Source organism: Marinomonas hwangdonensis (assembly GCF_003721245.1).
GTDB classification, from domain to species: Bacteria; Pseudomonadota; Gammaproteobacteria; order Pseudomonadales; family Marinomonadaceae; genus Marinomonas; species Marinomonas hwangdonensis.
The window spans coordinates 23,176-35,781 of sequence record NZ_RIZG01000011.1; the positions used below are offsets into that span (position 1 = coordinate 23,176).

A 12,606-nucleotide genomic window follows, 5' to 3' on the forward strand; every position below is an offset into this window, starting at 1 on the left:
TGTAATGGGCTCACCCACAGAATTGACTGCTTGGAAGGCATTAACAGCACACCAACAAGAAATGGCGTCTGTCGACATGAAATCCTTGTTCGCAGCAGACCCACAACGCGCGGAAAAATACACTGCGCAAGCGGCAGGCTGGACATTGGATTACGCAAAAAACCGCGCCAATGAAAAAACCCTGTCGTTACTGACGGATCTAGCAAAAGAGGCGGGATTAGAAAGCGCCATTAAAGGTATGTTCAGCGGCGCGCATATTAACAACACCGAAGATCGCTCTGTCTTACACATCGCTCTACGTGCTAGCCAAGCGCAAGAAATACTGCTGGTCGATGGCGTCAACGTCCTCGCCGAAGTCCGCGCGACACTGAAACAAATGGACGCCTTTGTTGCCCAGCTACACAGCGGCGAATGGAAAGGCTACACAGGCAAACGCATTACCGACGTTATCTCTATCGGAATCGGCGGCTCTTACCTTGGCCCAAAAGTGGTCGCTGAAGCCTTAACACCGTACAAAAAAGACAACATCAAGGTTCACTTTGTTGCCAATATTGATGGTTCAGACATCACTGGCAAACTCAAGCAAGTGAACCCTGAAACCACGGTTTTTGTGATCTCATCTAAAACCTTCGGCACTTTAGAAACCTTGTCTAACGCTAACGCAGCGCGCGATTGGTTCCTAAGCAACGGCGGCTCACAAGATAACGTCAGCAAACACTTTGCAGCAGTCAGCTCCAACGTGAAAAAAGCCGTCGACTTCGGCATGGCAAAAGAAAACATCTTCCCCATGTGGGATTGGGTGGGCGGACGCTACTCTCTTTGGTCGGCCATTGGCTTACCTGTTGCCATTGCCGTGGGCATGGACAACTTCTACGCCTTGCTAGACGGCGCTCACCAAATGGACGAGCACTTTCGCACCGCGCCATTTGAAGAAAACCTGCCGGTCATCATGGGCGCCCTTGGCGTGTGGTATATCAACTTCCACAACGCACAAACTCACGCCTTGATTCCTTACGACCACTACCTACGCGCCATGCCAGCTCATATTCAGCAGCTCGACATGGAGAGCAATGGTAAAGCGAATCTATTGAATGGCGATGGCGTAGAAACCGACACAGGCCCCATCATCTGGGGCGGCGCAGGCACCAACGGCCAACACGCTTACCACCAGTTATTACACCAAGGCACACGCCTTGTCCCAGTGGACTTTATCGCACCTTTGGCGTCTCACAACCCCATTGGCGAACACCACACACAATTGTTTGCTAACTGCCTAAGCCAGTCGCAAGCCTTGATGGTTGGTAAGACTCTTGAGCAAGCAGAGCAAGAACTTCGTGATGCTGGCGCAACCGCAGAACAGGTCGCCAAGATTGCACCGCACAAAGTGATCAAAGGCAACCGCCCAAGCAACACCCTACTGACGGATAAAATGACACCAGCGACCGTTGGTGCCTTGATCGCCCTCTACGAGCACCGTACTTTTGTACAAGGCACGATTTGGGGCATCAACTCCTTCGACCAATGGGGCGTGGAACTGGGCAAAGTATTGGGTACCGACATCTACAACCGCCTAGTCAGCGACAGCGACAACAGCGCACTAGACGCTTCTACTCAAGCACTGATCAACGCGTTCAAGAAAGCTCAAGCTTAACCGCCAAACTTTCTGACAGCGCCAGAAAAAACACCAGCCTCGGCTGGTGTTTTTGTTTTGCCCCTTCCCTATCAGAAGAGCCAATTATTGTAGGTCGCGGCTTCAGCCCGACAACCTCTCCACATGAAGCCATCATCAGCCCGATACAGACTTTTGTACATGACACCAAGCCAAGCGGCGTTTCTCTTCGAAACTATCACCTACCTCATCGAAACACCGCTTGGCTTTCTTATGTCTCTAACTCATCGATAGAATCAAGCAGTGCTCTAGCATTAGCTCGTGAACCCAACAAATAAGCCGTTTCTTGTATAGACTGATAATCCGCCAACGACATCATGACAACTGGCTTACCACTTTTATGCGTAACAATAACTGGCGCATGATCATCACAAACCTTCTTCATCATTTTCACTAAATTGGCTTGTACTTCTTCACAGCCCATCGTATCCATACTCAACACTTACTATTAATCAAACCCAATCGAATGTAGTCAAACACCACAAGCAAATCAACAACCGCCTGAGAAACGGGCATTATTGTAGGTCGCGGCGGCTTCGACCCGACACGAACTCACATGACCAAGACAAGCGGCGTTTCTCTTCGAAACTGCCGCCTACCTCATCGAAACGCCGCTTGGCTTTTGAGTAGCTCATATCTTAGAACGGCAAGTTTAAGAAAACTTTGATATTTTCTGATATAGCGCTTTTTATGTTTTCACTAGCAGATAAATAAAAAGCCTTTTAGTATCGATAAATATACCTACATTCCGACACAATTAACTGACAAGAGCTCACTTCATGACTCCAACCAAACATATAAAACGCCAATTGAAAGACTTTTCACCTGCAAGAGAAAGCGCTCCAGGATTGATATGGGGTAATAATGCAGAACGCTGCCCAATTTCAAGAAGCCAGTTCCCTACTCCAAACCTTTTACTGTTTCTTTTACAAGGAATCTGTCAATTCCCCTTAGGATATCCTGAAGAAAAGATGCATTGGATAATCCCGTTTACCTATAAAGGGGCGGACTGAGCAATTTCGAATGAGAAATTCGGTTTATACTTTTACTCTGTAAAAAATACTGAAGCAAAGTCAAAAGAAGTTTTAGGAAAATTTGAAAAAGCCCTCAAATCAGCTGAAAAAAATATTCTTGAAGACTTTGCTAAACAACAAATAAAAGACGGTAATATAACCATCTCAAACCAATTCAACCAGCTTGATGATCGATATCACTATTTTAGAGAACAAGCAGAGTCGAATTACACTCCACAAGAAATGAAAGGCGATATAAAGGATATTAAAGAAATAGTTGAACTCTTAAGGTCAGAAAGCAACACTAGTCACGAAGGAGGATATAACGCACTAGCGATGATTGATGCTTATTTTAGTCGTTTAGAGCACTTCTTAGTACTTGCACTTCCTTTTTCCAATTACGACAGAGAACGAGATGATCTAACAAAGTTTGTCAGCAAAAACTGGTCAGAAAAACTTAAGAAAGTCCTCAGCATTAAAACAAACCAACATTATGAGACATTGAAGCAATTAAAAGAGAAATATCGAAATACATTTGCACATGGTGGTTTTGAAAAGGAAAGCCAATCGTTTTTCTTTCATCTTGGGAATATTGGAATTGTGCCAGCCAGCATGTCTGGTAGAAAAGATAGCGTCCACTTCAATCATGTCCCGATAGATAAAGAAATATTCGAAAATATCTGCTCACAGCTCGATGCTTTTGATGAATATCTGTCCGACTCCGCACTTCCAGATGCTTGGAAATTCGCTCAAAGTAGTCTCAATCTCGCCATGGACAATAAAAGCTTACAAGAAATGCTTGAGGTAGCGAAAGATCCAGATACATTTGATGCTTGGATTGAAAGACAGCAAGATCTTTCCGACAGATATACTAATGCAGAATATTAATAACAAGCTTAATAGAATTTAAACTTTTACCCAAGATCCAACCCATACCTCGCGTTCCTGCCGCCGCCTTCCAAGCGGTACAAACACTCTTTTTCAACCAAGTCGCTGAGGTCTCGGGTTGCGGTGGCTTTTGAGCTGCTGGTGATGCTGATGTATTTTTTGGCACTAAGTCCGCCTTCGAAGCCGTCGGATCCTGCACTAAAGAGCTTGTTGAGCACTTTCTTTTGGCGTTCGTTCAGTTCGGTATGTTGATGTTTTTCCCAGTATTTGGCTTTTTTTAATACAAAGTCGACTTTATGAGCGGCTTCTTGCTGTGCCAGCAGAACCGAGTCGACGAACCATGTTACCCAGTCGGTGATATCTAAAGTAAATTGGCTGGCTTTGTTTAGTCCATCGTAATAGGCGTTTTTATCTTTCTCGATTATTGTCGACAAGCTAAGTAGTGGCGGTCGATTGAGATCTTGAGCCAATGCCATTTCGGCAATCGCTCGCCCTACTCGACCGTTGCCATCATCAAATGGGTGGATGGTTTCAAACCACAAGTGCGCAATCGCTGAGCGAACAGGACCAGAGAGAACGATCTCTCTCTCTGCTTTTAAAGGGTTAGAGCGGTTAAACCAATCTAAAAATCGGTTTATTTCTGTATTGACTTGATGCGCTGGCGGCGCTTCGTAATGCACTTTCTCATAGCCAATTGGGCCAGAGACTATTTGCATAGGTTCTGCGGAATCTCGCCATTGACCGACTTTTAGGTTACGAGGCAGCAGATTACTTTCTTTTTGCGGAAGAACTAATTGATGCCAATGAAACAAGGTAGATTTTGTGAGTTCGCTAGCAAAGTTATTACGCACGTCGACCATCAAAGCGGCCATACCTTCAGCTCGTGGATCGGCGACTCGCGTTGGTGGATTACTCAAGCCTAAGAAGTTCTTAATAGAAGACCGCACATCTTCACGATCCAATCGCTCGCCTTCGATTTGGCTGGTGTTGATAGCTTCGCTCACCATGAGATCGATATAGGCATCGTACTGCAAGGTTTTTTCAAGCTGGCCCATTCCGCCAGACAAACGACCAGCCTCTAACGCGTACTGATACAAAGCATCTCGGCACTGAGTTTCGTCAAAGGTGAAATTTGGCCAATCAGGATGTTGCCAGCTGTATTTCATAGTATGAGCCGATTAAGTAAACATTCGGCTCAGAATAGCATTATTTTATGAGCCGAATAAACCTATTATCCGGCTCACAGGCTTTTATTTAGTCATCAGTGCAAATCATCAAGACACAACGCCTGACTTTTCAATGCTATCTTTTCACTTAATAGATTGGACAAAAAACGTTAAAAAAGATACAAAAACCACCAGAGCAATAAATTTACGGGCAGCACCAGCAACAAACAAATTCAAGAAGGAGCGTAGAGAATTAAAATGGTCGATTTCACCAATGGTAAATGGATTTTTGAGCCAAAATTTAGTGAAGTGAACACAGACTCAGTCTCTATAACAACTGAGCCAAACACAGATCTCTGGCAACGCAGTTACTATGGCTTTCGTAATGACAATGCTCCCGCATTACAGATCGAATCTGAAGAAAATTTCACCTTTACCGCCAAAGCCAATTTCACTTACCACACTCAATTTGATCAATGTGGTCTTATTATCTACCTCGATAATGAGAATTGGTTCAAAGCCTCCATTGAATACGAAAACCAAGCATTTTCAAGACTAGGAAGTGTCGTAACGAATTTTGGTTACTCAGACTGGGCCACCTCAGATATTCCCTTACCAAAAGAAATCTGGTATCGCTTAAGCCGTCGAGGAGCTGATTTCCTGATTGAATCATCATTTGATGGTATCGTTTTCAATCAAATGCGCGTATTTCATTTGCATCAGCTTGGTGAGACAACAGTCGAAATGGGTAAATGCAACCCGCCACAACCCGCAGAGAAATCGGTGAAATTCGGTGTGTATGCGTGCAGCCCTCAGAATTCATCTTTTACCGCTACGTTCACCGATATGAGTTTAGAGCCTTGTAAATGGCTAGCTCACTCCGCCTAAACCCAACGTCAAAGATAAAGCTTAGACAATCAGGATGTTGCCAACTGCCTTTCATCATGTGAGCCGATTAAGCGAATTATTCGGCTCACGCTTATATAGCCGCTTCGTAACCTGTCGGGCTAAAGCCACGACCTACCAGAGAATATTGTCGCAATCTCAAAAGCCACCCCTAAGAAACCGCCTTCACTAACCACGCTTTCATTTCTTCTAAATCCATTTTATGGTCTGGAAAGCTTTCAATGAGCGAATCGACGCAAGCTGCGATGGCGTCTGGTCGATACATTACACCAACAAGTTTTGCTGAAAGCTGTTCTATTGGATCGAAAAACAAGCTGTCGGTGAAGGTTTGTGCAGCGGTAATGTGAGCGTTGCTCAGATCAAGGTGAATTTCGACGCCGCCCCATTTGAAGCGTTCGTCTAGGGTGTGAGTAAACTGCGGGGATTTACCAAAATTCCAATCCCAGCTTTGCTGCTGTTCAAATTTTTCAAGAAAACCAGGAAGATCTGGCAAGGCGTCGGGGGATATTTCCTCTATGACTGGCACTTCATCAAAGTATTCACAAAACGCTTCGACAATGGCGTCACAAACGAGCTGATGATCAATTGCTGGATACAAACTGTTTAAATTGGTGACTCGTGAGCGCACGGAGGTGATGCCTTTTGACTGGAGCTTTTTTACATCGGGATTAAGATAATTGGCTAGGCGGCTTAAATCCGCATGCAGCAACAAAGTACCATGATGAAAGCCGCGACCCTTAGTCTCTTTGTAGGCGGAACCAGAGAGTTTTCGCATTTCTTCACCTTCGCCGACGACTAAGTCATTGCGACCATTTGCGTAGCCTTCAATTCGAGGCTTCTTCAAGCCTTGTAACACGATCTCAGTAGACACTTCTTTGTTGTATTCAGGCTTACCTGCCATGAAAGTAAAATTGGTATTGCCCAAGTCATGAAACACCGCACCGCCACCACTTTGGCGACGAGCAAGGTGAATCTTGTCTTGCTCCATCCTGTTTGATTCTGAAAGCGGCCAATCACTACCGTATCGGCATTACGCCACAGAAATAACACCCGTTGATTCGCAGGCATAGTGCGGAAAATACAATCTTCCACAGCAAGATTAAAGTGGGGGTTATTGGAATGGGAAAGTAGAATTCGGCTAGCCATGGCGTTTTCTCTTGTCACAAAAAGGATAAACTTAACAATCAGCTACCTTTATAACGCGTTTACAGGTATAAAAAAACCACGGTGCTTTCACGCCGTGGTTTTTAGAAACATTCCATTTAGAAACATTCCGATTAAATCAAAGATATTCGACTTTTTCGATTTCGTAAGTGGCTTCACCACTTGGAATCTTGACGATGACCTCGTCACCCTCTTCCTTGCCGATGATGGCTTTCGCGATTGGAGAAGCATAAGAGATTTTCTTCTCTTTCACATCAGCTTCATCATCACCGACAATTTTGTAAGTAACTGTCTCTTCCGTATCAACGTTAAAAAGCGTTACGGTAGTACCAAAAATTACTTTAGATGATACTGGCAAAGCTTTAACGTCAATCACTTGTGAATCAGCAAGTTTGCCTTCGATCTCTTTAATACGACCTTCAGCAAATCCCTGCTCTTCACGAGCGGCGTGATACTCTGCGTTTTCTTTTAAGTCGCCATGCTCACGCGCGGTTGCGATATCCGCAATCACGCGAGGACGGACGACAGTTTTCAAGTGATTAAGCTCTTCTCTAAGACGAGCCTCACCTTCTACTGTCATTGGTACCTTTTTCATTATTTCCCCAAGTGCAAATCTTGCAGTCTTCTAACTTTCGTTTCACCTGTTAGGCTAATCGCCATACTCGTTGCTTCAGCACCAGCCAATGTCGTAGTGTAACAAACCTTACGCTGTAAAGCTGTACGACGAATGACAGAAGAATCGGCAATCGCTTGCGTACCAGACGTGGTGTTGATGATGTAATCAATTTCGCCATTTTTCATCATATCAACGATATGTGGACGACCTTCATTCACCTTGTTCACTTTACGAACTTCAACGCCGCGCTCAGTTAGGTATTTCGCTGTGCCTTCGGTGCCGACAAGATCAAAGCCTAGTTCAGCCAAGCGACGAGCAACGTCTACCGCACCTTCTTTGTCCATATCGCGAACACTGATGAAAGCACGACCAGATGTTGGCAATTCCGTACCACCGCCAAGAACCGCTTTACCAAACGCTTCTGCGAAGGTATCACCCACGCCCATCACTTCGCCCGTAGACTTCATTTCAGGCCCAAGAATCGGATCGACACCTTGGAACTTATTGAATGGGAAAACGGCTTCTTTCACGCTGTAGTAAGAAGGAATGATTTCTTTGGTGAAACCAAGCTCTTCCAGTGTTTTACCTGCCATAACCAAGGCGGCAACTTGCGCCAAAGAACGACCGATACACTTAGAAACGAAAGGCACTGTACGTGATGCACGAGGGTTAACCTCGATCACATAAATTTCGCCATCCTGAACCGCAAGCTGAGTATTCATCAAACCAACAACGCCAAGTTCTAGGGCCATGTTGGTGATCATCTCACGAATGTCGTCTTGCACTTCTTTTGACAAAGAGTATGGAGGCAAAGAACAGGCAGAGTCACCAGAGTGAACGCCCGCTTGTTCGATGTGCTGCATGATGCCGCCGATCACTACTTGATGTCCGTCGCAGATACAGTCGATATCGATTTCAATCGCTGCATTCAAGAAGTGATCTAGCAATACTGGGCTGTCGTTAGACACTTTCACAGCGCTTGTCATGTAACGCATCAATTCTTTTTCGTTATAAACGATTTCCATCGCACGACCACCCAATACATAGGATGGACGAACCACAAGTGGGTAGCCGATATCAGCCGCTTTCGCAGCCGCTTGCTCAACACTACGCACTGTCGCGTTATGAGGCTGTTTGTAGCCCAAACGCTGAATCATGCTTTGGAAACGCTCACGATCTTCTGCACGGTCGATAGACTCAGGCGTTGTACCAATGATTGGCACGCCTTCGTTTTGCAAAGCACGAGCGATTTTCAGCGGCGTTTGACCACCGAATTGAACGATCACGCCTTTTGGTTTTTCTTTGCGAACGATTTCTAACACGTCTTCAAGCGTTACTGGCTCGAAGTACAAACGGTCAGACGTATCGTAGTCAGTCGATACGGTTTCAGGGTTACAGTTCACCATGATGGTTTCGTAACCGTCTTCACGTAGACCTAGCGCTGCGTGTACACAGCAGTAGTCAAACTCAATACCTTGACCGATACGGTTTGGACCACCACCAAGGATGATGATTTTTTCACGATCCGTTGGCGCTGCTTCACATTCATCTTCATACGTTGAGTACATGTAAGCTGTGTTAGTGGCAAATTCTGCAGCACAAGTATCAACACGCTTGTAAACTGGATGAACGTTCATCAAATAACGACGCTCACGCATAGACTTTTCAGTCACACTTAACAAGCTAGCAAGACGCGCATCAGAGAAGCCTTTACGCTTCAAACGACGAATCACGTCGTAAGTCATGTCGATCAGACCCTTGTCTGCCAACGCAGCTTCTTCTTTGATCAAGTCTTCGATTTGCACCAAGAACCAATGATCAACACCTGTTGCTTCGTAAACTTCGTCTACTGTCATACCAGAACGGAAGGCATCACCAATGTACCAAATACGGTCAGAACCAGGCGATTGAAGCTCGTAAGCCAATTTCTCTTTGCTGTTTTCTTCAGCAAAATCCAACTGAGGATTGAAGCCATCAGAACCCACTTCTAAGCCGCGCAATGCTTTTTGCAAAGACTCTTGGAAAGTACGGCCAATCGCCATCACTTCACCAACCGACTTCATTTGCGTGGTTAAACGGTCGTTAGCGGTTGGGAATTTCTCGAATGTGAAACGAGGAATCTTAGTGACAACGTAGTCAATGGCAGGCTCAAAGCTCGCTGGTGTTTGGCCGCCTGTAATGTCGTTTTGCAACTCATCAAGAGTGTAACCAATCGCCAATTTCGCGGCGATTTTTGCAATCGGGAAGCCCGTCGCTTTCGAGGCCAACGCAGACGAACGAGACACACGAGGATTCATCTCGATAACAACAAGACGACCTGTTTTTGGATCCATACCGAACTGTACGTTAGAACCACCAGTTTCTACGCCGATCTCACGCAATACCGCCAAAGAAGCGTTACGCATGATTTGATATTCTTTATCCGTCAAAGTTTGTGCTGGCGCAACTGTAATGGAGTCACCTGTGTGAACCCCCATAGCGTCAAAGTTTTCAATCGCACAAACAATGATGCAGTTGTCTTTTTTGTCGCGGACAACTTCCATCTCGTACTCTTTCCAACCGATCAAAGATTCATCGATGAGCAATTCGTTGGTTGGCGACAAGTCCAAACCACGAGTACAGATTTCGTCGAACTCTTCCATGTTGTACGCGATACCACCACCAGTGCCGCCCATGGTGAAAGAAGGACGGATAATACATGGGAAGCCGACTTCCGCTTGCACTTTCAGCGCTTCTTCCATGTTGTGAGCAATACCCGCACGTGGACATTCAAGGCCAATAGAGCGCATCGCTTTATCAAAACGGCTACGATCTTCCGCTTTGTCGATCGCGTCAGCTGTCGCACCTATCATCTCAACATTGTATTTTTCTAGCACGCCGTGACGCTCAAGATCCAACGCACAGTTCAATGCAGTTTGACCGCCCATCGTCGGTAGAACCGCATCTGGACGCTCTTTTTCAATGATTTTTTCTACGGTTTTCCATTCAACTGGCTCGATGTAAGTCGCATCCGCCATCGATGGATCTGTCATGATGGTCGCTGGGTTTGAGTTCACCAGAATAACGCGAATGCCTTCTTCACGAAGCGCTTTACACGCTTGCGCACCAGAATAGTCAAACTCACAAGCCTGACCGATAACAATAGGGCCTGCACCTAAAATTAAGACGCTTTTTATGTCAGTACGTTTTGGCATAATATTTCGCTCCGCTCCTACTTTTAGGCTTTAGTGGCTTTGATGTTTTCAATGAACTGATCGAACAACGGCGCAACATCGTGTGGCCCCGGGCTCGCTTCAGGGTGACCTTGGAAGCTGAATGCACTCTTATCAGTACGAGCGATGCCTTGCAAAGAGCCATCGAACAAAGATTTGTGAGTCATCACAAGGTTAGCTGGCAAGGTGTCTTCGTCTACCGCAAAACCGTGGTTTTGGCTGGTGATCATCACAGTGCCTTTTTCGATAGCTTGTACCGGATGGTTTGCACCGTGGTGACCAAACTTCATTTTCTTGGTTTTCGCGCCAGAAGCCAAAGCCAAAAGTTGGTGGCCAAGACAGATACCAAACACAGGAATGTCGGTTTCTAAAATTTCTTTGATGGCTTGAATGGCATAATCACATGGCTCTGGATCACCAGGACCATTGGATAAGAAAACACCGTCAGGATTCATGGCTAAGACATCTTTTGCTGGTGTTTTCGCAGGCACAACCGTTAAACGGCAACCACGTTCAACCAACATACGCAGAATATTGCGTTTTACACCGTAGTCATAAGCAACCACGTGGAAATCGAAAGCGTCTGGCGTTGTGTGACCTTTCACAAGATCCCAAGTCGACTCCGTCCACTCGTACGCTTTTTCAACCGTCACTTCTTTCGCAAGATCCATGCCTTTCAAGCCAGGGAATGCTTTAGCCGCTGCGACCGCTGCCGCTTCATCGAGGTTTTCACCTGCCATGATGCAACCCGCTAGCGCGCCTTTCTCACGCAGAATACGTGTTAACTTACGTGTGTCTATGTCAGCAATACCCACCACGCCTTTACGCTTAAGATAAGAATCTAGAGACTCTTGTGAGCGCCAGCTGCTCGCCACCAAAGGCAGATCACGGATGATTAGGCCTTCACACCACACGTTGTCGGATTCTTCGTCTTCAGAGTTAACACCGGTGTTGCCGATGTGGGGATAAGTCAAGGTGACCATTTGTCGAGCGTAGGAAGGATCAGTAAGAATTTCTTGATAACCAGTCATCGAAGTATTAAAAACCACTTCGGCGGTTGAGGAGCCATCTGCTCCGATCGACACCCCTTTAAAAATCGTGCCGTCTTCCAGAGCCAGAATCGCTGATGTTGCCAAAGGAACCTCCCATTTAGAGCCTATCAGGTTGCAAAAAAGCGAGACAAACCGGCGGCTCATCTCGCTTTTAAGAAATTGCGTTTTTGCCGTTCATCTAATGATCGATAATCAAGAGATCTCGCGTTCAAAAAATCTGCCTAATTCTACTCTGATACGCCTTTAGCGTCCACCGAATTGCCAAGAAAAGGGCCAAAAACACACGATTAAGCCCAGTTTTTTCTTGACTTTTTAGTCAGGAATAACCATGTTCGGTGACTCACTGGGTATCAGGTTTTAGCACAATAAGCCATCAGCCACTTTTTGTGCCGCTTCATAGCCTTGCAAATTACCCAGCACAGTCAACGAAAAGACCATAGCCACCGCAGGGCCGCGGCCGGTTAAAATATTTCCATCCATTACCACAGGTTCATTAGCCAAATACTCAGCACCGATTAACCCCGCTTCAAAACCGGGATAACAGGTGGCTTGTTTATCTACCACAAAACCATGGGTGCCGAAGACCACCGCTGGGGAGGCACAAATAGCCGCCAACAAGGCGTCTTGAATGTCGTGTTTTTCCAGCATGTCGATCAGCAACTCACAATCGCGCAAATGCTCAGCGCCCGGCATGCCACCTGGCAAGACAATGGCGTCAAATACTTGATCTGCCACATCCGTTAACAAAACATCCGCTTCTAACTTAACGCCATGCGCCAACACTACTGGCTTGGTATCATGAATACTCGCTACCGTGACAGTCAGGCCACCTCGACGCAGCACATCAATAATGGTAATCGTCTCAATATCTTCATTGCCATTGGCAATAGGAACTAATACTTTGCTCATACTTTGCCTCT

9 protein-coding genes and 1 pseudogene are annotated in these 12,606 nt (G+C 45.9%); 3 read left to right on the plus strand and 7 right to left on the minus strand.

Annotation, left to right across the window (positions count from 1 at the left end; genetic code table 11):
- The first annotated feature begins 4 nt into the window (after positions 1-4).
- Positions 5-1,651: a glucose-6-phosphate isomerase gene (pgi, locus tag EBI00_RS14205; RefSeq protein WP_123096615.1), complete on the plus strand. Its 1,647-nt coding sequence runs from the start codon at positions 5-7 to the stop codon at positions 1,649-1,651.
- A 229-nt stretch (positions 1,652-1,880) separates the two neighbouring features.
- On the opposite strand, the gene EBI00_RS14210 is transcribed toward pgi, so the two are convergent.
- Positions 1,881-2,102 (minus strand): type II toxin-antitoxin system Phd/YefM family antitoxin, encoded by a 222-nt coding sequence (locus tag EBI00_RS14210; RefSeq protein ID WP_123096616.1) that lies wholly within the window; start codon positions 2,100-2,102, stop codon positions 1,881-1,883.
- A gap of 823 nt (positions 2,103-2,925) precedes the next feature.
- On the opposite strand from EBI00_RS14210, the gene EBI00_RS14215 reads away from it, so the two are divergent.
- Complete coding sequence (locus tag EBI00_RS14215; protein WP_123096617.1) at positions 2,926-3,570, plus strand: hypothetical protein; 645 nt, start codon at positions 2,926-2,928, stop codon at positions 3,568-3,570.
- A gap of 26 nt (positions 3,571-3,596) precedes the next feature.
- Here EBI00_RS14215 and EBI00_RS14220 read toward each other — a convergent pair whose 3' ends face one another.
- On the minus strand, positions 3,597-4,736 hold the full coding sequence (locus EBI00_RS14220; protein WP_123096618.1) for a Fic family protein: 1,140 nt from the start codon (positions 4,734-4,736) through the stop codon (positions 3,597-3,599).
- 258 nt (positions 4,737-4,994) lie between these two features.
- Between EBI00_RS14220 and EBI00_RS14225 the strand changes: the two genes are divergently transcribed.
- Positions 4,995-5,624 carry a DUF1349 domain-containing protein gene (locus EBI00_RS14225; RefSeq protein WP_174714933.1) on the plus strand — a complete coding sequence of 210 codons (630 nt, stop codon included), beginning with the start codon at positions 4,995-4,997 and terminating at the stop codon, positions 5,622-5,624.
- A 169-nt stretch (positions 5,625-5,793) separates the two neighbouring features.
- On the opposite strand, the pseudogene EBI00_RS14230 reads toward EBI00_RS14225, so the two are convergent.
- The 5 genes and pseudogenes from EBI00_RS14230 to EBI00_RS14250 form a co-directional block, all read right to left on the minus strand.
- A pseudogene (locus EBI00_RS14230) lies at positions 5,794-6,788 on the minus strand (lipoate--protein ligase).
- Positions 6,789-6,924: 136 nt separating this feature from the next.
- Positions 6,925-7,401, minus strand: a complete 477-nt coding sequence (gene greA / locus EBI00_RS14235) for a transcription elongation factor GreA (RefSeq protein WP_123096620.1) — start codon at positions 7,399-7,401, stop codon at positions 6,925-6,927.
- Entirely contained in the window at positions 7,401-10,616 is a 3,216-nt protein-coding gene (gene carB, locus EBI00_RS14240; RefSeq protein ID WP_123096621.1) for a carbamoyl-phosphate synthase large subunit, read from the minus strand. The genes greA and carB overlap by 1 nt, the downstream gene beginning before the upstream one ends.
- 23 nt (positions 10,617-10,639) lie before the next feature.
- Entirely contained in the window at positions 10,640-11,770 is a 1,131-nt protein-coding gene (gene carA, locus EBI00_RS14245; protein WP_123096622.1) for a glutamine-hydrolyzing carbamoyl-phosphate synthase small subunit, read from the minus strand.
- A gap of 273 nt (positions 11,771-12,043) precedes the next feature.
- On the minus strand, positions 12,044-12,595 hold the full coding sequence (locus tag EBI00_RS14250; protein ID WP_123096623.1) for a DJ-1 family glyoxalase III: 552 nt from the start codon (positions 12,593-12,595) through the stop codon (positions 12,044-12,046).
- Between the last annotated feature and the right edge of the window lie 11 nt (positions 12,596-12,606).